Genomic DNA, 25746 nt, shown 5'->3' with positions numbered 1-25746 from the left:
GCATTTCTAACTTGCCGCGCCCTGCCTTCCCAAGCGTGGGAGGCGACATTTCTATTTTGCACAACCCGCGACATTTCTACATCGCCGCCACATGACATGTAGCGGCCATTTAGTAATGCGACAGTTGGGCCAGTTAGAGATGCGCCCCCTTTCACGCTCTATCAGCTAGATAAAGCCGATCCAGCGACCGGCGACGATCGCGGATATCCAGATCAGGATCGACAATGCCGCCCCGATCCTGGTCGGCACAGGGGCCTCGTTACTGTCTAATGCGACACGCCATCCCGGGCTCGCATGAAGCGCCAAGGCATTGGCGATGCCGGCAACGAGCAGACCGAGTTTTGTCAGAAAGGCTGGGTTGGCCGCATATTCGACGGCGTCGACCGAGAAGATGATGAACCCTGTGACAATCGAAAATACGACGCCGACCATCGCCGAGCGGGCCAGGAACGGCCCCAGGACGGACAGCCGGGGCTCACGAAACAGACCGAGGATGCGCAGGTCGAGCAAAATTATCGAGCCGGCCAGCACGCCGATCGAGAGTATATGGGCAGCATTGGCGAAAATATAGAGCGTTGGCCTGGTGATCAGTGCCCGAGCCAACGCTGTCTCGGACAACCACTCCAGCACGGTCGAGCCTACCGGTTTTCGATCAGTTGCGGATAGAGATCGTAGTTCTGTCCGTCGATCGTTATTCTGACGGCCTTGATCACCAGTTTGCTTTCGTCAAGCGAGCGATGGCCAAGGATGACCACTTCATCGCCGATTTCCGCCTCGCCTTCCACAAAGCCTGCGCGCTGGGTCTGGTTGGGGTTGCCCAGTTCAACATCCCAAACCTTTCCGTCGATCTCCACGACGAGCGAGGGATGCGGTGGCGCAAAGGAAATCGACTGGATGGTGCCGGTCATTTCAATCTGTTCGTCCTCGGCCCAGGACCACCCATGGTGCGCTACAGCCGAGGTGGAGATTGCCAGAACCATCGCGGCGGCAAAGCCACCGATCAGCTTTCTCACGATCATGCTCGCCTCCTGATTGCTTTATACCGTATCTGATGAAGTATACCGGCTCCCGAAAGTTCCCCAATACAATTAATTGCGACACTCAGGATGGCTGGCATGGCCTCGCCGTCTGCTTTTGGCGAATGGGAAGCAGCGGTGGAGTGACATAGAGAGGCCCGACAGCCGTCATTCGACTGTTCGACATCTTGAATCGACACGTATTGGTGGTTTTCAGGTCGAGCGGTATTTTTGGGAAGCCATCCTTAAAAGAGAACCTTCAGCCGAAGGTCGCAATGCCCGTTTGCTGGCCGCCATGCAGCCGACATGTGAGGAAGGCGCGCGGCGTTGCCGCCGTTTTTATTTCAACGCGCGGCAGCCGATAGTCGCATCCATTCGGCGCAGCCATGCAGGGCGCTGGCATCGTCGCTCAGCAGATGGACGGGAAAGCGCTCCATCAGCCCGGCCATGCGGCCCTTGGCCCCGAAAGCCTGCCGGAAGGCCGGCCCGCTTTCCAACAGCGGCGCCAGCGCGCGCGTCACGCCGCCGGCGAGATAGACGCCGTCATAAGGCAGGTAGGCCAGCGCCAGGTCGCCGGCGAGGCGGCCGAGCAGGCGCAGGAACACATTTGCCGCGGCCAGGCAGCGGTCGTCGCTGTGCGCCACGGCACATCTTGAAATGTCGGCTCCAGCATCGAATCGCGGCTCGACGCCCTCGCGGGCGCATTGCCACCTGTAGATCGAAACCAGGCCGTTGCCGGAAAGGGCGCGCTCCACCGAGGCGCGGCCGTTTATGCGCGACAGCGCCTCCTGCAACGAAAACTCTTCTGCGCCGGCCAGCGCCAGCGTCATGTGCCCGCATTCGGCGGCGACCACATGCGGCACGCCGTCGAAGAGCGAGGGACACCACGCGGCGGCGTTGAAGCCGGTGCCCGCCCCCAGAACCAGACGCGGCGCGCCCTTTGTCCCGCCATCGCCTTGTGCGAGACGGCGCGTGCGCAGCTTTTCGGCCTGCCCGAGGGAAAAGCCCAGCGCCTCGAAATCGTTGATGAACTCGACCCGTTCCGCCCTGCAACCTGTCAGCACCCTGCCCCGTTCAATGGTCCAGTCGCGATTGGTCAGCGTTGCGCCCTCGGCCGTCGTCACCGAGGCGAGCGCGATGCACACGGCATCGACCGATGCCTGCCCTGCCCGGGCCAGATAGGCGGCGGCCACGGCGTAGAAATCGGCGAAGTCGTCATTGCGGTAGATGGCGACGGTTTCGGTCAGAAGCAGGCCCTCGTGCACCAGGCCCATGCGCGTGTTGGTTCCTCCGACGTCACAGGCAAGAGCGATCATGATGCGGCGGCCACCTTGTGATGTGGAATGCTGGGCGGGATGAAGGGCTGGAACTGCGTTTCTGGCGGGAAGATAGCTGCGCCATACAAATTGTAAAGTTCAATTTGTATTTTGGTGTGCTATGGTTACGGTCGTGAGTCTGCCGCAAATGGCGGAAGCACCCGAGGAGGCGCGGATTGCGCCGTCGGAGTTCGAAATGTATCCCGTTACAGGCGCCGGGAAACCGGCGAATCGCCCGGGGAATTGACAAGTCGAGGCACAGCATTGCGAGCCGCACCCGCCAATGTCGTACTGACCGCCCTTCGCGAGCAGATCGCGCAGCTGGACGACGGTGCCCGGCTTCCCACCGTGCGCGAGCTGATGCGCGCCCATCGCGTCAGCCAGGCGACCGTGCAGGAGGCGCTAGGGGAACTCAGGCAGGCCGGGCTCCTGACCTCGCAGGTCGGGCGCGGCACCTATGTGGTGAAAAACGGCGCGCCGGTCATTCGCGCGCCCGTGGCGGAAGCGCCTGAGAGCGCGCCCGACGACCGGCTGGAGAGCCTGCTGATCCTGTCCAACGCCAGCCTCAACGAGCGCTGCATGCTGGTGCAGAACCATATTGTCGAGGAACTGTCGCGCTCGGGCAGCAAGGTCGTGCAGATCTCCTATCACAACACCGGCCATCTCCTGGACATCCTCACCTCGATCCCGCGTTTCGACGCCGCTATCCTGCAATCGCACTATGAGAGCATCCCGATCCGACTGCTCAGCCTGCTCCAGGGCAAGGCGCGGGCGCTGGTGGTTGACGGGCACACCGTTTCCGGTGTCGATATCGACCGCGTCGGCACCGACTGGGAGGACGCGCTGGACATGGCGCTGGAGCATCTGGCCGGCATGGGGCACCGCTCCGTGGCGCTTGTGTCGCTGGATTCTATGGCCCAGCCCATCCTTGCCGTGCGCCGGGCCTTCGAGCGCGCCGGACGCCGCAAGGCGCAATGGCAGGAGACGCGGACCATCATGCTGCGCGGCGTCCACAACCCGACCCATGCGGTGGGCGACGCGCTGAAGGAGGCGCTTTCGGGGCTTATGGACGGCAAGGGCCGCCTGCCCTTCAGCGCCATGGTCACGCTCGGCCTGTCCGATTCCTTCGGCATAAGGCGCTGCCTGGACGAGCTGGGCATAGGCCGTCCGCGCGATCTGGCCGTGTTCCTCCTCGGCCATCATGACGTGCCGAGCGAGCATTTCGGGGTCATGAGCATTGCCGGCAGTTCCTATCTGGAAGGCGCGAGGCGGCTGATCGAGACCATCCGCCGGCGGCTGGAAGCGCCGCAGGCCGCGCCGCAGATCGTTTATCTGGAATGCGCGCGGACCCTCCGCGAAAGCACCGCCGCGCCCGCTCCCTGACCGTCCGCCCCCCTGTAAAATCGCTCTGCCCGCGATTCCGTGCTTGCGCCGTCGGACATGTATGATACGCTACAATACATATTGAACTTGAACCGGCGGGCTGCGGCCATGCCGGGGCCGGACCGGCGCGGAGGAGGCGCGAGGGACGCATGATCGGTGAACGTCTGCCGGAAAGGCTGTCTCCGCTGGCTGCGCGCTTCGGCCTGCGCCCCTGGTACGGCGACATCCACAATCATTGCGGCATCTCCTACGGCCATGGCAGCCTGGAAGCCGCGTTGCGGCGGGCGCGCCGCCAGCTCGATTTCGTCTCCGTCACCGGCCATGCCTACTGGCCGGACATGCCGGTGGACGACGCTAGCGTCGCCCATATCGTCGATTTCCACGTCAAGGGCTTCGCCCGCCTCCAGAAGCTGTGGGCCGGCCATTTCGAGGAACTGGCGAGGGCCGACGAGCCGGGTGTCTTCACCGTCTTTCCCGGTTACGAGATCCATTCCTTCGCCCATGGCGACTACACGGTCGTCTATCGCGACATCGCCGGCCAGCCGCTGATCGAGGCGGAAACCCCGGCAGAACTGCATAGGTTGCTGCGCGCCGCCGTGGGCGACGGGGCCTTCGCCTTCCCGCACCATATCGGCTACCGGCTCGGCGCGCGCGGCGTGAACTGGGATTCGGTGGTCGCCGAGCTGTCGCCGGTCATGGAGATCGTCTCCATGCACGGCTGCTCCGAAACTTCGGTCATGGACCGACCCTTCCTGCATTCGATGGGTCCGAGCGACGGGTTCTCGACGGCCCGTCACGGCCTGTCGCGTGGCCACCGTTTCGGCTTCCTCGGCAACACCGACCATCACAGCGGCTATCCGGGCTCCTACGGCCATGGCCGTTCGGCCGTCTACGCGGCCGAGAACGACCGCGACGCCCTGTGGGAGGCCATCAACGGTCGCTGCACCAATGCGCTGACCGGCGACAGCAGCCATCTGTTCCTCGCCGTCGGCGATGCCGTGCAGGGCGCCACGGTGGCGGCGGGCGGCAATGCGGAGCTGGAGCTGGAAGCCGTCGGCGGCGGCTTCATCGATTGCATCGACGTCATCCGCAACGGGGATATCGTCGCCCGCGTCACGCCCGACCTCGCCCCCTCCCCGATCGAGGTCGCCAACGGCTCGATGGAGACGCTGCTGGTGCTGGAGCTCGGCTGGGGCGCGCGTGGCTCCTTCCACGACTGGACCGGCACGCTGGAACTGCTCGACGGCGAGATCCTGGGCGTGGAGCCGCGCCTGCGCGGTCCGGAGGTGGTGTCGCCGCTGGAGGGCGACGGCGATGGCGAGGACGAGGCCCGCGTCGAACTCGACGGCAGTCGCATTTCGTTTGCCCTGCGCGCCATGGCCAACCCGAACAATTCCACCGCCGCCACGCAGGCGATCGCCGCCCGCATCCGCATCCGGCCGGATTCGCGCGTCAGGCTGACGGTGGACGGGCAGGTGTTCGAGGCCAGCGCCGAGCGTCTTTTGCAGGGCGCGCTGTCGGGAAATCTGGGTCCCATCGACAGCCCCGCCTTCCGCCTGCACCCGCTGCCGCGCCCGCATCAGTGGCAGTGGCATGGCTCGATCGGCATCGAGCCGCTGCGGCGCGGCGAATGGCTCTATGCCCGCATGCGGCAGGCCAACGGGCAGTGGAACTGGGCGAGTCCGATTTTCTGCGAATGAGGGGGATCATGGCAAAGGCATCCAATAAAGAGAGGCCGGCCATTTTGCCCTTTGCATGACGGCCCGCAGACCGGGCCATAAATTGGTGGCGCAAATTGGGAGTATTTGAAGTGACCAGGAACATCCGCATTCCAAGACGAACCCTCCTCAAGGGGCTCGGCGCAGCCGGTCTGGGCGGCGCGCTGGCGCCGCTGTCGTGGCGGCCGCTCCATGCGGCCAGCGTGGCCCCCATCACCATCGTCATCAACCAGTCGCCGTGGTTCGACAGTTTCCGCAAGACCGTCGAGGCCTATGAGGCGGCAACGGGCAACAAGGTGGAGCTGGACGTCAACCCCTTCGCCGGCTCGCTGGAGAAGCAGCGCAATTCGGTGCGCTCCAGGGAAGGCCAGTACGACATCCTGATCATGAATTCTGGCTGGTTCACCGAAATGTATGCCGGCGGCTTCGTCGATGCCATCACCGACATCGACCCGGGCTTCCAGCTCGACCCGGACCTCTACACGCTCAACGACACCATCTATTACAATGCCCAGAAGAAGTCGCTGACCAGCGACGGCAAGCTGATGTCGATCCCGGTCTCGCCGCTGATCCCCATGCTCTACTATCGCGGCGACCTCTACGAGGAAGCCGGCCTCACCGTGCCGAAGACCTTCGACGAGCTGGAGGCCAACGCCAGGAAGCTGCACAACCCGCCCGGCATGTATGGCATCGTCCAGCGTGGCGCGCGCGGCCCGGCCACCGTCTCCTACGACTTCTATCCCTATCTCTACGGTTTTGGCGGCGGCATCTTCAAGAACCAGTCGGAAGGCGATTTCACCGTCACGCTGAACTCACCCGAAGGCCGCGCGGCACTCGACTACTATATCCGTCTGGCCAAGGAAGCCGGCCATCCCAAGACCGCCGCCAACGACCAGGCCAATGTCATCCAGGCCATGGTGACGGGTACCGCGGCCCATGTCATGATGGTGATCTCGGCGGTGTCGCAGATGGACGACCCGGACAAGTCGGCGGTCGTCGACAAGGTCGAATACGCCGTGCCGCCCTCCGCGCCCGGCCTGCCCACCGCGCCGGCGCTCGGCCACTGGCTGGCCGGCATTTCGCGCAACGTGCCGGACGAGCGCAAGCGCGCGGCGGTGGAGTTCCTGCGCTGGTTCCAGACCAAGGACGCGCAGCTCGAGACCGCCAGGGCCGGCGGCGTTCCGGTGAACGCCGCGGTCTACAAGGAGCCGATCGCAGAGGAGCGCCAGTATCGCTGGATGAAGCCGTTGGCGCAGGCGCTGCCGCACGCCGTCAATTCCTACCAGTTCCCCGAGGCCAGCGAGGTCATCGCGGTGCTGGAACTGGGCCTCAACCGCGCGATTGCCGGCGAGATCGGCAGCGTGGAGGCGCTGAACGGCATGGCCGGCGAGATCGAGAAGATCATGGCCGGCCACAATTACAGCACCGGGCAGTTGAGCCCCTTGCAGTAGCCCCGGAGGTGAACCGGTGACGACAAGCCAAGCCTCCGCGCGGGCGGCAACCCCGCCCGGCTCCGCCCGCAGCGCGGCCGGGCACGACGCCTCCGGGTGTGACGCCTCGGGTTATGACGCCTCTGGGCGAGGTGACCAGCGCCTGTGGCGCTGGATTACCTTCGCCCCGGCGCTGGCGATGATGGTGGCGCTCAGCGTGCTGCCCATCGCCAACCTTGTCGTGACCAGCTTCCAGAACATAACGTGGGCCGACGGGCAGGCGACGCGAAGCTGGGTGGGCCTTGCCCATTACAGGGCGCTGTTCTCCGACAATCTGTTCGCCGCCGGCCTTTCCAATACCGTCATCTTCGCGCTCGCCGCGGTGGCCGGCCAGATGGTGCTGGCCTTCGCCATGGCGCTGATGGTCTCGAAGATCGGGCGCGGACGCGTGCTCTACCGGGCCATCTTCATCCTGCCGCTGCTCATTCCCGGCATCGTCATCGGCGCGATCTGGAAGCTGATGCTGAATTTCGACTTCGGCCTCGTCAACAAGGCGCTCGGCCTGTTCGGCGTGATGCCGCATGACTGGCTGGGAAGCCCCGAGACCGCCCTGCTTTCGGTCATCGTGGTCGATATCTGGCACTGGACGCCGTTCTGCTTCCTGCTCTTCCTCGCCGGCCTGGAATCGCTGCCGCAGGATGTGTTCGAGGCGGCGAAGATGGACGGCGCGGGGCCGTGGCAGGAACTGGCTTATGTCACCCTGCCGCTGATGGTGCCGACCATCATTGTCACCTTCGCCTTCCGCCTCATCGTGGCGTTCAAGGTGTTCGACGAGGTCTATCTGCTCACCGGCGGCGGACCGGGCACCTCCACCGAGGTGCTGAGCTTCACGCTCTACCAGCGCTTTTTCACCGAGGACAAGGCCGGCTACGGCTCGGCCATGTCGGTGGCGATCATCTTTCTCGTCTCGATCCTGCTGGTCGTCGCCATATCGGCAAGACGCGGAACGGGGAGGCAGCCATGAGACGCCCCCTCCCCTCCTCGCTCATGCTGCATCTGGCGCTGGCGCTGTGCGCTCTGGTCGTCATAGCGCCCATCGTGTGGACCGTGGGCGCCGCCTTCCGCACGCAGATCTCGCTGCTCATGGGTCACATGACCTTCACGCCGATCTGGAACAATTTCAACGAGGTGCTGTGGTCGAAGACCTCGGACTTCCTGCTCAATTACCGCAATTCCATCATCGTGGGCGTGGCGAGCACCGTGCTGTGCGTGGTGGTGGCCACGCTCGCCGCCTTTTCGCTCAACCGGCTGAACTGGCCGGGCTGGGTGGTCCACATCTTCCTCGCCTGGACCATGATCTTCCACATGATCCCGCCGGTGGCGCTGGCCAGCGCCTGGTTCGCCATGGCGCGCACCGTGGGGCTTGAAAACACCTTCACCGGCCTCATACTGGCCCATGCCACGCTCAACCTGCCGATCGCCATCTGGCTGATGGCCGTGTTCATCCGCGAGGTGCCGAAGGAGCTGGAGGAAGCCGCCATCATGGACGGGGCCTCGACGCCGCGCGTGCTGTGGCATGTGGTGCTGCCGCTGATCACGCCGGGCCTCGCGGCCACCTCGATCCTCACCTTCATCTCGTCGTGGAACGAGTTCGCCGTGGCGCTGACCATGACCATGAAGCAGACGGCCACCGTGCCGGTGGCCATCGCCAAGTTCGCGCAGGACTACGAGATCCAGTACACGCAAATGGCGGCCAGCGCCGCGCTCGCCATGCTGCCGGCGCTGATCGTGCTTTTGATCGCGCAGCGCTATATCGTCAGCGGCCTGACGCAGGGCGCGGTGAAATAGGTCGGATCGCCATGAAAGCCGTCTTCATCCTGTTCGATTCGCTCAACCGCCATATGCTCGGCGCCTATGGCGGCGCGCGCGTGCCCACGCCCAATTTCGACCGGCTGGCGGCGCGTTCGGTCACGTTCGACCGCCACTATGTCGGCTCCCTGCCCTGCATGCCGGCGCGGCGTGACATGCTGACCGGGCGGCTGACCTTCCTGCACCGCAGCTGGGGGCCGCTGGAACCGTTCGACAACGCCTTCCCCGAAATACTCAGCCGGCAGAAAAAGACCTACAGCCATCTGGTCACCGACCATTTCCACTATTGGGAAGACGGCGGCGCGACCTATCACAACCGCTATGATTCCTACGAATTCGTGCGCGGGCAGGAAGGCGACCGCTGGAAGGCGATGGTCGCGCCGCATTGGGAGCGGCTGCGCGAGACCTATCACGCCCGCCAGTACAGCGAGGAGCCGCGCTCCTACCACCGCCAGAACATGGTCAACCGCGAGTTCATCAGGCAGGAGAAGGATTTTCCTTCGGTGCGCTGCTTCGCGGAAGGCTTCGAGTTCCTCGACCGCAACCGCGACGCCGACAACTGGCTGTTGCAGATCGAGACCTTCGACCCGCACGAGCCCTTCACCGCGCCGGAACGCTTCAAGGCGCCCTTCGACACCGGCTGGAACGGGCCGATCCGCGACTGGCCGCGCTATGGCCGCGTCGATGAATTGCCGGCCGAATGCGAAGAGCTGCGGGCCAATTATTATGCCGTCGTGTCGATGTGCGACCATCTGCTGGGCCAACTGCTCGACTATTTCGACGAACACGACCTGTGGAAGGACACCGCGCTGGTCGTCACCTCCGATCACGGCTTCCTGCTCGGCGAGCATGATTTCTGGGCCAAGAACCGCATGAACCTCTATGAGGAGGTGGCGCACATCCCGCTGTTCCTGCACGACCCGCGCCATCCCGGCCGTGCCGGGCAGCGCTCGGGCGCGCTCACCCAGACGATCGACATCGCGGCCACCTTCCTCGACCTGTTCGGAGCCGAGCCGCCGCCGGAGAACGAGGGCTTTTCGCTGGCCGGCATGGCCGATGGAACCGAGCGCCGCAAGGGCGCGCTGTTCGGCTATTTCGGCGGCGCGGTGAACGTCACCGACGGCCGCCATACCTATCACCGCTTCCCGGAGGACCTGTCGAAGCAGGCGCTCTACCAGTACACGCTGGTGCCCACTCACATCTTCTCGCCCTTCACGCCGCAGGAGCTGGCCGACATCGAGCTTGCGCCACCCTTTTCCTTCACCAAGGGGGCGTCGCTGCTCAAGGTGCCGGTCATCGACCGCTCGCCCATGTACAACAATTACGGGCCGGGCAGCCTGCTGGAATCCGAGACCCGGCTCTACGACCTCGCCGCCGATCCGGGGCAGGACCGCCCGCTTGACGATCCGGCGCTGGAAACGCGCATGGTGGCGCTGATGGCGGAACTGATGCGGGCCAACGGCGCGCCGTCGGAAGCCTTCACGCGCCTTGCGCTCGACAAGGGCGTCGGTCCGTCATGAACATCGCGGCCACCACCGGGTTCGAGGCGGCGCGGCTGCGGTCCCTGACCGGCGATCTCGCACAGATCGCTTCAGTGCGGCGCATCGCGCTCGACGACGGGCCCGGGCACGGGGCCCGGATGCTCGCCTTCTCCACCGGCGGCGGGCTCGACTTCTGGGTGGCGGCGGACCGGCCGCTCGACATTGCCACCCTCTCCTGGCGCGGCGTACAGCTCGGCTGGCAAAGCCCGGCCGGCCCCGGCGCGCGCCCCGCGAGCGCAGGCGCCGATGGCGGCCGCAGCTTTGACCGCGCTTTCGGCGGATTCCTGGTGACCTGCGGGCTGGAGCATATCCGCCAGCCGGCGGACGGGCACCCGCTGCACGGCTCCCTGCCCTACTCGCCCGCCCGGCTGCGCGCCTATGGCGAGGACTGGGAGGCCGCCGAGCCGATGCTCTATTGCGAGGGCGATGTGGTGCAATGGCGCAATGGTGCGGACGCCTATCTCCTGAAGCGCCGCATCGAGGCGCCCATCGGCGGCGCCGGCCTGCGCATCCTCGACCGCATCGAGAATATCGGCCCCGAGCCGCTGCCGCTCTGCCTGCTCTATCATTTCAACCTCGGTTATCCCGCCGTCGCGCCGGGAACGGTGCTCGAACTCGATGGCGAACGGCTTCTGGGGCCACTTGCCATGCCGGAAGAAGAAGGCCCGGTGCCTGCCAGTCTGCACCTGCTGCAAGCCGGAGCGGTGGCCGAATGCCGGGTGCGTGGGGGCGGCACGCAGGTGCGTTTTCGGTGGCGTTCGGACTGCTTGCCCTACCTTCAGCTTTGGCGGGACCTGCGGCCGCGCCGGGGCGTGTTTTCGGTGGAGCCCTGCACTGTCGGGCGCCGTGCGGACGGCTCCAATGCCGACGCGCCGCTGCTGGAGCCGGGAGAAACGGCGAATTTCGCGATTGAGGTCGGCATAGAGGCGACCGGTGAGGACAAACAAGGATAAGGCTCATGGCTGAGGTCAATCTGCGCGGCGTGCGCAAAGCCTATGGTGCGGTGGAGGTGTTGCGCGGCATCGACTCCGACGTTGAGGACGGCGAGTTCGTCGCGCTGGTGGGGCCGTCCGGCTGCGGCAAGTCCACGCTCCTGCGCATGATCGCCGGGCTGGAGGACATTTCGCAAGGCGAGATCCGCATCGACGGCCGCCTCGTCAACAATGTGCCGCCCAAGCAGCGCGACGTGGCCATGGTGTTCCAGAACTACGCGCTCTATCCGCACATGACCGTGGCCCGCAACATGGGCTTTTCGCTGAAGCTCGCCGGCAAGAAGCAGGCGGAGATCGACCAGCGCGTGGCTTATGCCGCCGGCATTCTCGATCTTGCCCATCTGCTCGATCGTTATCCGCGCCAGCTTTCGGGCGGCCAGCGCCAGCGCGTGGCCATGGGCCGCGCCATCGTGCGCGACCCGCAGGTGTTCCTGTTCGACGAGCCGCTGTCCAATCTCGACGCCAAGCTGCGCGTGCAGATGCGCGCCGAGATCAAGGCGCTGCACCAGCGCCTGCGCACCACCACCGTCTACGTCACCCACGACCAGGTGGAGGCCATGACCATGGCCGACAAGATCGTCGTCATGCGCGACGGCTCGGTCGAGCAGGCCGGCGCGCCGCTCGACCTCTACGACCGGCCGCAGAACATGTTCGTCGCCGGCTTTATCGGTTCTCCATCCATGAATTTCATCGAGGGGCGGATCAAAGACGGCGGGTTCAGCGCGGCTTGCGGAATTGTTGCGCCGGCTAACGGACCGGGTGTCGATACCGGGCGCGAAAATGTGGTGCTGGGCATCCGTCCGGAACATCTGCTGCTCGACCCCTCGGGCGTCGAGGCAACCGTCACCGTGATCGAGCAGACCGGCTCCGAGACCTTTCTGCTTCTCGATGTCGCCGGCCAGCGGATCACCTATCTCGGCCGCGACCGCATCGCCATCAGGCCGGGGGAGACGGTGCGTATCCTGCCCGACCCCGGCCGGCTGCACTTCTTCGACGGCGAAAGCGGCCGGCGGCTGGACGCGCGGGCCGATACCTCGTTGCCCCTCCCCTCCCCTGCCCCTTCGGCGGGGCGGGGCGGCTCGCCGCACAAGCCGCAGCCGGGCGAGGAGCCCGCGCCGCGCCGCAAAGCCGGTCTTGGCAGGGTAGCGGCGGGCATGCTCTTTGCTGTCGGCATCCGCAGCGACGGCTACCGGCCAGAGCTTCACTATATGCGCGGTTCCGGCCCCGCCTCGGCGCGCGCCCGCGCCGAGGCCGAAGCGCACTGAACCCCGCCTGGACGCACGCAGGAACGACATGACCGCACGACCCAACATCCTCTTCATCATGTCGGACGATCACGCCGCGCGCGCGATCTCCTGCTACGGGGCCGGGCTCAACAGCACACCCAATATCGACCGCATCGCCGGCGAAGGCATGCGCCTCGACCGCTGCTATGTCACCAACTCGATCTGCACGCCGAGCCGCGCCTCGATCCTCACCGGCACCTACAACCATGTGAACCGGGTCACCACGCTCGACACCTATATCGACAACCGCCTGCCGCATGTGGCGAAGCACCTGCGCCAAGCCGGCTACCAGACGGCCATGTTCGGCAAGTGGCATCTTGGCGAGGGCAAGGCGCATCAACCGACAGGCTTCGACGAATGGTCGGTGTTTCCGGGTCAGGGCGAGTATTTCGACCCGCTGATGATCGGGCCTGACGGTGCGGAGGTCGTTTCCGGCTACGCCAGTGATATCGTCACCGACAAGTGCATCGATTTCCTGAAGCGGCGCGATCCCGACCGGCCCTTCTTCATGATGTGCCATCACAAGGCCCCTCACCGGCCCTTCGAGCCCCATCCGCGTCACCGTCATCTCCACGCCGACGGCAAGCTGCCGGTGCCGGAGACCTTCGACGACGCCTATGACAACCGCGCCGCGGCGGCGGCGGCCGCGAAGATGCGCATCCGCCGCGACATGACCTACAGGGACCTCGGCCTTGCCCAGCCTGAAGGCGGCGCGGAGGTCGGCGAATTGCTGGTCGCCGGCCGCAGGGACCGCAAGATCCCCGATCTTTCGGCAGGCGGCGAACTGCGTCTGGTCGATGCGGCGACGGGTGAGACCCACGTCTTCACCGATCCGGCCGAGCTCGCCCTGTTCAAGTACCAGCGCTACATGATGCGCTATCTGCAAACCGTCGCCGCCATCGACGAGAATGTCGGCCGCCTGCTCGACCATCTCGACGCCGTGGGGCTGACCGACGACACCATCGTCATCTACACTTCCGATCAGGGCTTCTTCCTCGGTGAGCATGGCTGGTTCGACAAGCGCTTCATGTATGAGGAATCGTTGCAGATGCCGTTCCTCATCCGCTATCCCGGGGTCATCGTGTCCGGCTCCATATCGGATAGGATCGCCATGAATGTCGATTTCGCACCGACCTTCCTCGACTATGCCGGCGCGCCGGTGCCGAACTACATGCAGGGCACCAGCCTGCGCCCGCTGCTGGAGCGGACGGCGGGTGAAGACTGGCAGGATGTCGCCTATCATCGCTACTGGATGCACAAGGACGATTTCCACAACGCCTTCGCCCATTACGGCGTGCGGGATTCCCGCTACAAGCTGATCTATTGGTACAACGATCCGCTTGGCGAGACCGGCGCGAACCATGGTGACGAGCCGCCGGAATGGGAACTGTTCGATTGCGTGGCCGACCCGTTCGAGCTGTGCAACCGGGCGGACGATCCGGCCTGTCGGGACATTTCCCTCGCCATGCTGGACAAGCTCGACGCCAAGATGGCCGAGATCGGCGACCTGCCCGAGCATGACAGCCGCGCGTTGCGCGCCAGCCTTGGCGGCATCTGAGGCGGCATGACCTGCTGTGCCCACTCCCGTTCATCCGGATCGCGGCGGAGCGCGGAGCCGGAGGCCGGGGCCGCGCAAGGCAAGGAAATTGCGGATGGCCCTGCCCGCGTGCGGTTCGAGGCTACAAAAAGCTTCGTTGGCACCGACCGCCCGCTGATCGCCGAGGACGGCGAAGGCCCGGCTCGGCCGGTGCGTCTCGACGCCTTCGAAATCGAGATCGAGACGGTGACTAACGACCGTTTCGCCGCCTTCGTGGCCGCGACGGGCTACGTCACCGAGGCCGAGCGCTTCGGCTGGTCGCCGGTGTTCATCGGCCTGCTTGCCGAAGGCGCCGGCTATTTCGCCAATGAGGGCCGCACACCATGGTGGGTGCGCGTGGACGGCGCCTGCTGGAAGGCCCCGGAAGGACCGGAAAGCGACCTGTCCGGCCGGGGCGACCATCCCGTGGTGCAGGTGTCGTGGAACGATGCACGGGCTTTCGCGCGATGGTGCGGCGGCCGCCTGCCCACCGAGGCGGAATGGGAACACGCCGCGCGCGGCGGCCTTGGTGACGTGCGCTATCCGTGGGGCGACGCCGAGCCCGACGACAACACTGTTTATTGCAACATCTGGCAGGGCGGCTTTCCCCACGGCAACACGCTGGCCGACGGCTATTTCGGCACCAGTCCGGTCCACGCTTTCGAGGCCAACCGGGCCGGCCTCTACGGCATGGCCGGCAATGTGTGGGAATGGACGCAGGATGGGTTTCGCGTGCGGTCACTGTCGAAGGCCGCGAAGGCGCGCAACCGGCACGCGGCGACGCAGCACGAGAAGGTGCTGAAGGGTGGCTCCTTCCTGTGCCACAGCTCCTATTGCCACCGCTACCGCATCGCCGCGCGTTCGGCGCTGGCGATGGATTCCTCCACCAGCAATGCCGGCTTCCGGCTGGCCTACGATATCGATCCGCAGCCCGGTTCTGACCCTGGCTGATGCCGGCCGCCTTCGGGGTGCCCGCCGGTCATTGTTTTGCCGGCGGAACCAAAGCGCATGGCCGCAATTTCCGTACATGTGAGAGCGGGAACCCGGTACGAGCATGGATATCAGGGAAGAACCGGCCCTTTCGGCAGAACGCGTGGGGCTGACTTATGTCAGCGATACCGAACCGGGCTATCGACGCAAGCGTGCGGGAACGGGCTTCTGCTACGTCACCCCGCAAGGTGGCCATGTGAAGGACAAGGCCACCCTTTCCCGGATCAGGGCGCTGGTGATCCCGCCGGCCTGGACCGATGTCTGGATATGCAAGGAGCCGTCCGGCCATCTTCAGGCCACCGGGCGTGATGACCGGGGCCGCAAGCAATATCGCTACCACGACAAATGGACAGAGTGCCGTAACGCCACCAAGTTCTGCAGCCTCACAGGCTTTGCGCAGGCCCTGCCCGACCTCAGAGAGCAGGTGAGTGCCGATCTTCGCCGTCACGGGCTACCGCAGGAACGGGTGCTGGCGGCCGTGGTCCGGCTTCTCGACAACACCCTCGTGCGGGTGGGAAACGAGGCCTATGCCCGGCAGAACAAGAGTTTCGGGCTGACCACGCTGCGCTCCCGCCATCTGGAGGTCGAAGGCGCCGAGATACGGCTCTCGTTCATGGGAAAATCGGGAAAGAAGTGGAATTTGAGCCTCCACGACCGCAGGATAGCCAAGCTCATCCGCACGATCCAGGAACTGCCGGGACAACGTCTGTTCCAGTATGTCGAAGACGGCGTCCGGCATCAGGTCTCTTCCCAGGATGTGAACGACTACATCGCCGACGCGATCGGGCCGGATTTCACCTCGAAGGATTTTCGGACGTGGGGCGCCACGGTCTCGGCGGCACTGGCGCTCGAAAAGACGGCACTGCCGGCATCAAAGCGGGGCAAGACCAAGGCGCTCAATGCCGTGATCGACAAGGTCGCGAGGCTTCTTTGCAACACGAGGGCCGTGTGCCGCAGCTGCTATATCCATCCGGCAATCCTTGCCGCGTGGGAAGAAGGCCGTCTTGCGGCCGGAATGCGGGCGATCCGCCAACGGCAAACCCGTCCTTGCAAGGGGCTCGGCGAGGGCGAAACCGTCGTCCTGCGCTGGCTTTCGCGGCATAAGGATGAGCATTTGAGCCAAGGCTGACGTGGACAGCCGTGGAGAACGAAAACACCTGGTGCGCCAAGTGTTTATCGACGAACCTTGGAATGTGCCGGTAGCTGCTTAGCCCCATTTCTGATGCTAGAGCGTGGCCAGTTCGCGGTTCGACAGCTGGCGGCCGTAACCGTCGCGGATGGTTATTTTCTCTTCAAGCGCGGCGATGACCGCATCGCAGAAACTGACCCCCAGAAGTTCGGAGACATTGTTCAGGCCTCCCGGCGTGAAGGTGTTGATCTCCAGAATCTTGTCGCCGACAATATCGAGGCCGACCAGGAACATGCCGTCCTGCATCAGCTTCGGCCGCACGGCATCAGCCACGGCAAGGACCGCGTCGGTGATCTCTGCCTGAACCACTGTGCCGCCGCGATGTACGTTCGACCGGGTTTCGCCGTCGGCGGGGATACGGCGAAAAGCGGCATATTTCCCCTCATGCATCAGCGGCCTGCCGTTCATCAGGAAAAACCGGATGTCTCCCTCGGTCGCCTCGGGCAGGTAGCGCTGGGCGATGAGATAGCCCTCGCCGCTCACGGCCTCGAATATCTGGTTGAGATTGGCGTCGCCGGGCGATGCGATCTTGAAGACATGCTTGCCGCCTGACCCTTGCAGCGGCTTGACGATGACGCCCTTCTTCTGGGCCTGGATGAAGTCGCGGATTTCATCGATGCTCTTCGCGATCAGCGTTTCGGGCCGCACCGCGTGCGGGAAATCCTGGAAATAGAGCTTGTTCTGTGCCTTGGCCAAACCATCGGGATCGTTGACGACGACGACGCCACGGGCCGCGGCCAGACGACCGAACAGCGTGCCGACATGCGCCGCCCATGGGCGCTCGCTGGCATCGAGGGAAGGATCGTTGCGCAGGAACAGCACATCGATCTCGTCTGTAGCAAGGCGCCTGGTTTCTCCCTCCGATTGCAGGGCTTTGAAGAAAGTCTCCGCCTTCTTGTACTTGCCGGACGGCGGCGTCAGGGCGCGGATGATCAGGGAATCGTCCGGGCACAGCACGAAATCCTCCGGCGTAACGTAGCAGATCTCGTGTCCACGCATGAGCGCCGCAAGCGCCAGGGTGGTCGTCGTGTATGCCGGGCTTTCGCCTTCGATGGAATTGACGAAGAACGCGATGCGCATCGTGGCTCCTATGCGTTGATCATGTCGATGGGAGAAAGGCCGGAACGGGCCTTATCAAGTCGTTCGGCCGCCCCCTTGCGTGAGAGGAACAGAGGCAGGATCCGGGCCGGTTTCAGGAGCCCGCGGCTCTCCAGTTCCTGAATGACCGGAAAATGCGACGCGGCGATCTTGCCGGACCAGAACGGATCGAGGCTGCCGCCGTCCTCGAGGTGGGCCAGAATCTCGAACAGCCCGCGCAGATAGATGGCGTCCTTCACGAAGCCGCCGCCGCGATAGACGCGCAAGGTCAGCGTAAAGGCAGTGTGCTCGCTGAAGCCGTGATCGCGGACCATGGCGTCGAAGGTCGTCTTGAAGCTCGCCCCCTCAAGCATCATGGCGCAGGCGATCACCCGCGCTGCGATGAGGCGCAACCGCGTGGCCGTCATGCCGCCGACGAGATATTCGGCCAGAACGGCCAGCCCTTCCTGCAATCCTTCGTATCCGGCCAGCCCGGACCGGAAAAGACGCAATCCTTGTGCAGACCCGTTGAAATAGGTGAGAAGGTGGACACCGATCTCGTGGCTGAGAAGCGCCTCGACCCTGTGGCGGGGCACCGCCATTCCCTTGGCGATGAGCAACCGGCATCCGGTCACCATCATGCCGGACGGCAGGTCCTCCCGCAACTCGATCCGCGCGTCAAAGCCGGCATTGTCGTCACCATAGGCAGCGATCATCGCTTCGGCATGTTTCTTGATCGTGGTGGAACTCACCTGCCCGGGAGGAGAATCGCTCCGGCGGATGCGGCTCTTCGCGAGGATGCCTTTGGCGGCGTCGAGGAGTGAAGGCTCGACGGACCCATAGAGCGCTCTTCCGAGCTCACGGAAGCGAGCGGTCTCCCGTGCCGCGATCATGGAAAGCTGCAGGTCGATCTCCAGCCGCCGTTCCTCGTAAAGCCGGGACAGAACCGGATCCTCGAAGCGATCGAGATCGATCGAATAAAGCGCCCGTTTCTGTCGGTCCACGTCGACCGTCAAGGGCCGATAGAGAAATCGCGGGAAGCGCTTGTACCCACTTTCGGCGAATTGCTCGAAAGCCGGGCTCGCGTTGATCGGGGTAACGGAAAGCAGGAAGTCGAATGATCGGGCGACCTCGTCGATGGCGTAGTCGGCCCGCGTCACCGTATCGATGAAAACCTTTCGTCCCAGGGCACGATGGGTCGCGGGATTCATGATGCCGGACTTGCGGACGAAGGCGGCAATGCCCTGAAGGATGGAATCCACCATGTTCGCAACGACGCGCTCGGAGAGATCCGGGTAAATCGTCTTTCCGTCCGGCGCGCGGTAGATGGGTGCAAAGGCTATGTGAAGCACGGGATAGCCCGTGAGACGGGAAACCAGCGGGGCGCCGGGCTTCTTTTGTGCAATCGTGGCCTTCGTGATCTGCGGCAGGCGGAATTTGACGTCGACGCCCTGGATGGCGCTGGCCGTGGCCGCGAGCGCCGCCTGCGCGGAGTTCTCCTCGGAGGCGGCGAGTTCGATCTCGAACGGCGGGAGCCGGGACGCATCCTCCGCCAGCGAATCCACGGGGAGTTCCGCCACCTCGATGACGAGGAAGGTGCCAAACCGTTCGATCATCACATCCGCCACTTCCGCGATGATCGCACGCGCTTCGCTCTGGGTGCGGAACAGAAGATGGGAGGCATTGGCCGATGCGACCGCCCGCGCGGCGGCGGCGGAGCGGACAAGCCGATGAATGACGATGAATGGCAGCGGACGATCTATATGGAGGCGCGCGCCTCGACCGAGATCGCACCGCAAGGACTCTCCGTTTGCCAGTGCCTGCCGGATTCGCTCGGCAAGCGGGGCCGCATCCGGCCTGTTCGATCGCTTCCGCCCGGCTGTCACAGGATCGCCCTCAGTCTGTCCTCCAGAACCGGGAGCGTGGCGCTGAGAGCGGCACGCAATTGCTCCAGCGTTTCGGGCAAGGGCTCGCCTGTCCATTCGTCCATGAACACTTTCTTGAACTCGACGGCGATCGCGCAGCCCGTGTGTGAAAACCGCTCATGGACGAAGCGGGTTTGCTCCCCCTTGCCCTCGAATGCCACATTCTCCCTTACGTCGAGATAGGACCCCTGCACCTTCCGCGAAGAAAGCACGTCCATGAAGACATCAAGCAGAGGCGCCCATCGTGCCCGATCCATCGAGAACGTTCCGATGTTGATAACCGGGGCCTTATGCGGGTCCGTCGGCCGGGCGCCTGCCCCGTCGCGTCGATGATTGTAGGAATGGACGTCGAGAAGCACGAAACCGCCATGCATGGCCTCGATGCCGGCCAGCATCTGTTCCAGCATCCCATAGTAGGCGTCATGAAGGGCAAGCGATGCATCGATGACAGGCTGTGGCGGGGCGTCTTTCCACACCTTGAGGCCCCAGGCCTGTTCCGGCCGAAGATAGACCGCCATGTCGCGTGCCCGGTTCAGATCGATCTCGAAGCGGGAGCGGTGAAAGACGATACGGTTGGGAACATCGCGAATGAAGTATTCGGTGAACGGGTCCTCTTCCCGCAAGCGCTCGGCTTGCGGAAGGGCAAGCCGGCCCATGAGGTCGGCGCGGACATGACCGCCATTATGGATTGCCGTTCCAATCAGCGGTGAAAAGCTGCGCTCCACGCTCCACAGCGGCTCGCAAGGCCGAACCGGAAGCCCTGGATATGCGACATCGCTGCTATACGGTTCCAAATCGTCCCCATCTCAAAGCCAACCGACCCGGCTTTCCCGGCGCTTGCGAACAGAACGATTTGATATGAATTGGGGTTCCGCCCCAGTGGAATGAAACGGTGCATTTGCTTCCGGGAGTTTTCCAGCGAAGCAGGCCCGATGCTTCATGCTTTGCCAATGCCGCTGCGGGGGGCGTCGAAAGTGGAACCGCAACCCACGGCGTTCGTTGAACAGCTTTCCGGGGGGACAGTATGCGCAAGCTCGATCTACGGACTGGAAGGACGGTCTGGAGTTCCTATCGTTCTCAACGAATTTCTGAAGAGCCGCTGACGCGTGATTTCCGCACGGACGTGCTTGTCATCGGCATGGGCATATCCGGTGCGATGACGGCCGATCTGCTGACGGAAGCCGGACACGGCGTTATCATGATCGACCGCCGGGGACCTTCTCTCGGCTCAACGCGTGCAACGACCGCCCTGGTTCAGTTCGAAATTGACGTGCCACTTGCAAAACTGCGGCGAACCATCGGAACAGATAGGGCAACACGTGCGTGGCAACGCGCAAGGCTGGCCGTTGCCAATTTGCGCGGACGGATCGAGGAGTTGCAAATCCCCTGCCGGATGAAGGATCGCCCGACGCTCTATCTTGCCGGCAACGTGCTGAGCGGAAGCAGTCTCAGGCAGGAAGCGGAGATACGGGCCGCAGCCGGCCTTTCGGCGCGGTATCTCACGGCATCCGAACTCAAAGCCGGTTTCGACCTCCAACGCGAAGGCGCGATCCTTTCCGACGGCAATCTGGCGCTCGATCCGGTCAAGCTCACTTCAGGCTTGCTTTCGCATGCACGGGCCCGTGGTGCCCAGCTCTTCGCCCCGGAAGAGGCGGTCGAAATCCGGTATCGCCGGGAGTTCGTCGAGGTGATGACACGATCTGGTCATCGGATCGAAGCGCGTTATGTCGTGCTTGCAACAGGCTATGAGCTGCTGGACGTCGCCAGGAATGATCGACACGAGATCATATCCACCTGGGCGATTGCAACGCGCCGGCACCCCAAGAGCAAGCTTTGGCCGGGCGAAGGCCTGATCTGGGAAGCTTCCGACCCCTATCTCTATCTGCGCACGAGGCATGACGGTCGCATTATTTGTGGCGGCGAGGATGAGGAGTTCAAGGATGAGGCTACTCGTGACGCGCTGATCCCTGAGAAGACCGAGCGCATCGTCGAAAAGCTTGGCAAGCTGCTTCCCGCAATCGACCCCACGCCGGAATTTGCATGGGCCGGAAGCTTCGGCACCACCCGCACCGGCTTGCCTCTGATCGGTCCGGTCCCCCGCAAGCCGCGCATTTTTGCGCTCATGGGCTATGGCGGCAACGGCATCACCTTCTCGCGTATCGGCGCAGAACTGATACGCAGCGCACTGGCGGGGCATGAGGATATCGATGCCGATCTTTTCCGGCTGTGAGTTCGGGCCAGGCCCATCCTCAAAGCGAAACTTCTGCAGAATATGACCTGCAAGGTAATGGATCAGGGCCGCCGGGCCTGACAGTCTCAGCCTGAAGGCAGCCGCTGGAAAAGGATGAACTTGATGGAAACCTATATCATACGCTTTACCGTGCGCCCCGGCCAGCGCGAGCGCTTTCTGGGGTTGCTGACCGCGGTTCTGGAGCAGATGCGGAAAGAGAAAACCTTTATTGATGCACGTCTTGCCCAGGTCGCAGACAAGCCGAACGAATTCGTGCTGCACGAGACATGGGCCAGCCGCGAGGACGTGGTCAACGTGCAGCTAAACCGTCCTTATCGGCGGGATTGGCACGCCGCCTTGCCCGATCTTCTCGAATGTGAGCGCGACATCACGATCCTCTCGCCTTGTTGGCCTGCCATGTCGGCCTGATGTTTGCCTGGCCCGGTGGAATTCTGATCCGCCCTACCCCCGGACATGCCCAAGCTCATGATCGTACGATTATCTTGACTAGTTTAATCATATTATAGCAAGGGTAGCTTGTACGATCAGCCAACTTCGACGGTTCGCTATTCGGCTTCAGCGCCACCAGCCCCGCTACCTAAATTGAGTACCCCTTATGCTTGAATTTCCCGCTCACAGGCGCGCCTTCCTCGCCGGGCTGCTGTCCATAATGGGTAGCAAGGCCTTCGCGCAGCCTCGAATATCGGAAGCGGAACTGGCCATCTTTTCAACGGAGCCGGCGACGCATGCCCTGGCGAGGCGATTGGTGCACACCGGCGAAGGACGTACCTATCAACTGTTCACGGCAATGCCCCGGCATCCGTCGCCGGCCGGCGGCTATCCTGTACTTTACATGCTGGACGGCAATGCAGCCTTCAATGCGCTCACGGTCGCGCTTCTTGCCAGCGCACCTCAACTCGTCCTGGTCGGGGTCGGCTACGACACCCCTCTGCGCGTGGATGTGAACCAGCGCTCACTGGACTATACGCCTCCCGTCGGTGAAGAACCGGTCAAGGATCCTGGTCGGGCCGGCAGGATGATCGGAGGCGCAGACCGTTTTCTGACCACCCTGACGGGCGAACTTCGCGACGAAGCGGAGCGTGGCGTCGACGTGAATCCTGACCGTCGCGCCATCTGGGGACATTCCTACGGAGGCCTGTTCGCGCTCTACGCTCTGTTCGCGCGGCCCGAAGCGTTTGCCCGGTATTGCGCGATCAGCCCATCCGTGGGCTGGCACGAAGGAAGGCTCCTTGCATTCGAGCAGGCTGCGGGCCCCCTGAAATCGGCGAAAGATGTGCTGATCGCACTCGGAGACAGCGAGCGGCGGCGTGGCGACAACAGTCCTCCCGCCCCCTCGCCGCGCACCATGGAACTTGTGGAGCGTCTTCGCTCGAAGTCCGCGATCGACCTCCAGAGCCATGTCCTGAAAGGTCTCGGCCATGGCGCGACCATGGCGGCGTCGCTTCCGCTGTCGCTGCCATTTGCGGCCGCCTGACCAGAAAAGAACGTCAGCCTGACGGCGTCAGGCGCAGCAGCCGTCCGGGATTGTCGTCCTCGATGACCCAGACAGCGCCGTCGGGGGCGACGGCGACATCGCGGATGCGTGCGCCCATGCTCCAGCGCTCGGCTTCGTCGGGGCGGCCGTCGGCATTGAATGCGATGCGCACAAGCACGCGGGCCGAAAGCCCGCCGATCAGCGCAGAGCCCTGCCATTCCCGGAACATGGCGCCCTCGTAGAAGGCAAGGCCAGCCGGTGAGATGACGGGATTCCAGTAGACGGCCGGCGCCGCGAATTCGGGCCGGGTATCGTGGTCGGGAATGGCGACGCCGCTGTATTCGCTGCCATTGGAAACGATCGGCCAGCCATAGTTCCGGCCTTGCTCGATCAGGTTCAGTTCGTCGCCGCCGCGCGGTCCCATCTCGTGCTGCCAAAGGCGGCCGTCCGGTGCGAAGGCGAGGCCGTAGGGATTGCGATGGCCTGTCGTCCATGTCTGCGCCTGCACGCCGCCCTGCCCGGCAAGCGGGTTGTCCGACGGCGTGCTGCCGTCGAGATTGAGCCGCAGCACCTTGCCACGTGCCTGTTCGGGATCCTGTGCGCTTGTGGGTCGCATGCGTTCGCCGACCGTCAGGAACAGATGGGTTCCCTGCGGGTCGAAGGCGATGATGCCGCCCGGATGGCCGCTGCCACCTCCCGGTGTTTGCCGCCAGATCACCGCGGCGTCGGCGAGCGTCGCCTCATTGTCCGAAACGGAAAGCGTGGCGCGCGACAGTGCCAGGCGGTTGCCGCCGGCGTCGGGTTCGACATAGGTGAAATAGACCGTCGAGCTGGATTCGAAATCCGGCGCGACGGCGATGTCGAGCATGCCGGTCTGGCCGGATGCCGCAACCTCGGGCACATTGCCGACCTCGATTTTCCCGCCGGTCGGGGTGACGAGAAAGGCCCGGCCCGGCTTTTCGGTGACGAGCATCCGTCCATCGGGCAGGAATGCGATGGCCCAGGGCGTATCGAACTCGGCAACGGCCTGTGCGGCGAAGGGCGGGTTGGTGCTTGCCGGCCGGTCACCGGCATTGATCCTTTGGGCCTGTGCGGCGCTGTTGAACATCAGCGCAGCGGCCAGCGCTGCCGTCGCCAGAGATGTTTTGTGCCGGGTCATGATGCCTCCGATGAGCAAATCTTGTCTTGGCAAGCGTCCGGTGAATTGCAGGGGCGGCGCTTCCGATCCCCGTCCCTGCCCGACAGGACCACAATCGATGGACAAGATAACGACCGGGAGCGGATATTGATCGGTCAACGGGATCAACTTGTCGTCATAAACTGCACTCCTCAATTGGAAAATGGCGCGGCCGGATTCCGGAAACCTGTTCACGCTGCCGGCCGCATGACAGGCCGGTGCCTGGCGAAAGCATCGCCGGACCGCATCGATAACGGCTTCACAACACGGAACTATAGACGGCTGATCATACTTTTTCGTTCGGGGGTGTCGGAACCGAAGCGTCTCATGCGTCCTAATGGTATCAGCAACAGGAGACATCCGATGAGTGGAATTCAGGAAAAGGCTTCCTCGGCCATCGTTGCGGTGGGCGACATCGAGCGGGCGCGGCGCTTCTACAGCGATATGCTGGGGCTGGAACTCGTGCAGGACGGCATGGAAGACGTGCTGGTCTACAAGACCGGCGCGACGCATCTCGTCGTCTACCCCTCCGAATTTGCAGGCACCAACAAGGCCAACGCCGTGGTCTGGGACTGCGGTGCCGATCTGGATGCCATCGCGGCCGATCTGCGCGCCAAGGGTGTGCAATTCGAACGCTACGAGATGGAGGGCGTGACCTACAAGGACGGCGTCCACGACGCGGACGGGTTCAAGATGGTCTGGTTCAAGGATCCCGACGGCAACATCCTGCATCTGAACAGCGCATGAGATACGTCGCCAACCCGCTGCGAAAGCGGCCCCGGCCGCCAACAGGAAAGTGAGCCCATGCCCAAACCGTTGATCATCTGGACCTATGACTGGGTGCCGGGAGGAAAAGGCAGCCCACGCGGCCATGTCCGCGACATCAGGTTGCGTTGGGCCTGCGAGGAAGCCGGGATTGCCTATGAGGTCCGCACCGTTCCCTTCGACGAGCGCGGTCCGGAGCATTTCGCGCGCCAGCCCTTCGGGCAAGTGCCATTTCTCGAAGACGACGGCATCGTGATCTTCGAGAGCGGCGCCGCGCTCCTGCATCTGGCCGGCAAGAGCGACGTGCTGATGCCGCGTGACCGGCAGGGCGCGGCGGAAACGCTCCAATGGATTGTCGCCGCGCTGAACTCGATCGAGATGGTGACGGTGCCGTGGTGGTTCATTGGCTTGTCGACGTCCGGCGACAATCCGCTCGAAGGCTGGATGGCCATGCGGCTGGAACATCTCGAAAAGGTGCTTGCCACCCGCGAGTGGCTGGCGGCCGGCCGCTTTACCGCTGCCGACATCCTCATGGCGGACGTGCTGCGCATCCCGAAAGTCCGCGGGTTCGGAACCTTCCCGGCCCTCGGCGCCTATGTCGAGCGCGCCTGCGCCCGTCCGGCCTTCAGGAAGGCGAAAGACGACCAGATGGCGCATTTCGCCGCGGCGGACACATGCAGAGCGGAAGTGCCCATGAAATGACGGTTCAAAGGCTCAGGACGGGATGCCCCGTTTGAGCCGGCGCCGCAGGTTCATCCGCATCCCGGGCGC

The 25746-nt window shown here is 64.1% G+C and carries 22 protein-coding genes and 1 pseudogene; 16 read left to right on the top strand and 7 right to left on the bottom strand.

The features are described 5' to 3' along the window. Nucleotides 1-165 precede the first annotated feature (165 nt). The 3 genes from ABID37_RS08740 to ABID37_RS08730 form a co-directional block, all read right to left on the bottom strand. On the bottom strand, nt 166-630 hold the full coding sequence (locus ABID37_RS08740) for a DUF6644 family protein (protein WP_354193865.1): 465 nt from the start codon (nt 628-630) through the stop codon (nt 166-168). Nucleotides 631-638: 8 nt separating this feature from the next. Then, entirely contained in the window at nt 639-1019 is a 381-nt protein-coding gene (locus ABID37_RS08735) for a DUF6152 family protein (RefSeq protein WP_354193864.1), read from the bottom strand. Nucleotides 1020-1360: 341 nt separating this feature from the next. Beyond that, nucleotides 1361-2332 (bottom strand): glucokinase, encoded by a 972-nt coding sequence (locus tag ABID37_RS08730; RefSeq protein WP_354193863.1) that lies wholly within the window; start codon nt 2330-2332, stop codon nt 1361-1363. Between the two features lie 264 nt (nt 2333-2596). Here ABID37_RS08730 and ABID37_RS08725 point away from each other — a divergent pair, with 264 nt between their 5' ends. The 11 genes and pseudogenes from ABID37_RS08725 to ABID37_RS08675 all read left to right on the top strand — a co-directional run bounded on the left by ABID37_RS08725 (nt 2597) and on the right by ABID37_RS08675 (nt 16246). Beyond that, on the top strand, nt 2597-3715 hold the full coding sequence (locus ABID37_RS08725; RefSeq protein WP_354193862.1) for a GntR family transcriptional regulator: 1119 nt from the start codon (nt 2597-2599) through the stop codon (nt 3713-3715). 149 nt (nt 3716-3864) lie between these two features. Continuing rightward, nucleotides 3865-5415: a CehA/McbA family metallohydrolase domain-containing protein gene (locus ABID37_RS08720; RefSeq protein ID WP_354193861.1), complete on the top strand. Its 1551-nt coding sequence runs from the start codon at nt 3865-3867 to the stop codon at nt 5413-5415. Nucleotides 5416-5525: 110 nt separating this feature from the next. Then, nucleotides 5526-6884, top strand: a complete 1359-nt coding sequence (locus ABID37_RS08715) for an extracellular solute-binding protein (protein ID WP_354193860.1) — start codon at nt 5526-5528, stop codon at nt 6882-6884. A 16-nt stretch (nt 6885-6900) separates the two neighbouring features. Beyond that, the gene (locus ABID37_RS08710) at nt 6901-7887 is read left to right on the top strand and encodes a carbohydrate ABC transporter permease (RefSeq protein WP_354193859.1); all 987 of its coding nucleotides are present in this window, start codon (nt 6901-6903) and stop codon (nt 7885-7887) included. Then, on the top strand, nt 7884-8711 hold the full coding sequence (locus ABID37_RS08705) for a carbohydrate ABC transporter permease (RefSeq protein WP_354193858.1): 828 nt from the start codon (nt 7884-7886) through the stop codon (nt 8709-8711). Before ABID37_RS08710 ends, ABID37_RS08705 begins: the two co-directional genes overlap by 4 nt. 11 nt (nt 8712-8722) lie before the next feature. Beyond that, complete coding sequence (locus ABID37_RS08700; RefSeq protein WP_354193857.1) at nt 8723-10252, top strand: sulfatase; 1530 nt, start codon at nt 8723-8725, stop codon at nt 10250-10252. Further along, nucleotides 10249-11226 carry a DUF4432 family protein gene (locus ABID37_RS08695; protein WP_354193856.1) on the top strand — a complete coding sequence of 326 codons (978 nt, stop codon included), beginning with the start codon at nt 10249-10251 and terminating at the stop codon, nt 11224-11226. The genes ABID37_RS08700 and ABID37_RS08695 overlap by 4 nt, the downstream gene beginning before the upstream one ends. Before the next feature lie 5 nt (nt 11227-11231). Continuing rightward, nucleotides 11232-12281: pseudogene (locus ABID37_RS08690) on the top strand (ABC transporter ATP-binding protein); the annotation flags it as partial. 277 nt (nt 12282-12558) lie between these two features. Further along, the gene (locus tag ABID37_RS08685; RefSeq protein ID WP_354193855.1) at nt 12559-14109 is read left to right on the top strand and encodes a sulfatase family protein; all 1551 of its coding nucleotides are present in this window, start codon (nt 12559-12561) and stop codon (nt 14107-14109) included. Nucleotides 14110-14217: 108 nt separating this feature from the next. Then, on the top strand, nt 14218-15078 hold the full coding sequence (locus ABID37_RS08680) for a formylglycine-generating enzyme family protein (protein ID WP_354193854.1): 861 nt from the start codon (nt 14218-14220) through the stop codon (nt 15076-15078). Nucleotides 15079-15181: 103 nt separating this feature from the next. Next, on the top strand, nt 15182-16246 hold the full coding sequence (locus ABID37_RS08675; protein ID WP_354193853.1) for a DNA topoisomerase IB: 1065 nt from the start codon (nt 15182-15184) through the stop codon (nt 16244-16246). 96 nt (nt 16247-16342) lie between these two features. Here ABID37_RS08675 and ABID37_RS08670 read toward each other — a convergent pair whose 3' ends face one another. From ABID37_RS08670 to ABID37_RS08660, 3 genes are all read right to left on the bottom strand, one after another. After that, complete coding sequence (locus ABID37_RS08670) at nt 16343-17386, bottom strand: glutathione synthetase (protein ID WP_354193852.1); 1044 nt, start codon at nt 17384-17386, stop codon at nt 16343-16345. An 8-nt stretch (nt 17387-17394) separates the two neighbouring features. After that, nucleotides 17395-19182 (bottom strand): flavohemoglobin expression-modulating QEGLA motif protein, encoded by a 1788-nt coding sequence (locus ABID37_RS08665; RefSeq protein ID WP_354193851.1) that lies wholly within the window; start codon nt 19180-19182, stop codon nt 17395-17397. Nucleotides 19183-19265: 83 nt separating this feature from the next. After that, nucleotides 19266-20042: an N-formylglutamate amidohydrolase gene (locus ABID37_RS08660; protein WP_435521547.1), complete on the bottom strand. Its 777-nt coding sequence runs from the start codon at nt 20040-20042 to the stop codon at nt 19266-19268. Between the two features lie 290 nt (nt 20043-20332). Here ABID37_RS08660 and ABID37_RS08655 point away from each other — a divergent pair, with 290 nt between their 5' ends. From ABID37_RS08655 to ABID37_RS08645, 3 genes are all read left to right on the top strand, one after another. Further along, the gene (locus ABID37_RS08655) at nt 20333-21538 is read left to right on the top strand and encodes an NAD(P)/FAD-dependent oxidoreductase (RefSeq protein ID WP_354193849.1); all 1206 of its coding nucleotides are present in this window, start codon (nt 20333-20335) and stop codon (nt 21536-21538) included. Nucleotides 21539-21661: 123 nt separating this feature from the next. Next, nucleotides 21662-21967 carry a putative quinol monooxygenase gene (locus ABID37_RS08650; protein ID WP_354193848.1) on the top strand — a complete coding sequence of 102 codons (306 nt, stop codon included), beginning with the start codon at nt 21662-21664 and terminating at the stop codon, nt 21965-21967. A gap of 187 nt (nt 21968-22154) precedes the next feature. Beyond that, nucleotides 22155-23033, top strand: a complete 879-nt coding sequence (locus tag ABID37_RS08645; RefSeq protein WP_354193847.1) for an alpha/beta hydrolase — start codon at nt 22155-22157, stop codon at nt 23031-23033. A gap of 13 nt (nt 23034-23046) precedes the next feature. Here the strand turns inward: ABID37_RS08645 and ABID37_RS08640 are convergent, their stop codons facing one another. Then, complete coding sequence (locus ABID37_RS08640) at nt 23047-24192, bottom strand: PQQ-dependent sugar dehydrogenase (RefSeq protein WP_435521545.1); 1146 nt, start codon at nt 24190-24192, stop codon at nt 23047-23049. A gap of 381 nt (nt 24193-24573) precedes the next feature. Here ABID37_RS08640 and ABID37_RS08635 point away from each other — a divergent pair, with 381 nt between their 5' ends. Then, entirely contained in the window at nt 24574-24957 is a 384-nt protein-coding gene (locus ABID37_RS08635; RefSeq protein WP_354193846.1) for a VOC family protein, read from the top strand. Between the two features lie 57 nt (nt 24958-25014). Next, nucleotides 25015-25677: a glutathione S-transferase family protein gene (locus ABID37_RS08630; protein ID WP_354193845.1), complete on the top strand. Its 663-nt coding sequence runs from the start codon at nt 25015-25017 to the stop codon at nt 25675-25677. The last annotated feature ends 69 nt before the right edge of the window (nt 25678-25746 follow it).

Origin of the sequence: Aquamicrobium terrae (genome assembly GCF_040545735.1) — a bacterium.
In the GTDB taxonomy this organism is placed as follows: Bacteria; Pseudomonadota; Alphaproteobacteria; order Rhizobiales; family Rhizobiaceae; genus Mesorhizobium; species Mesorhizobium terrae_A.
The sequence above is the reverse complement of the archived record's forward strand: the minus strand, read 5'-3'. Positions and strand labels throughout refer to the sequence as shown.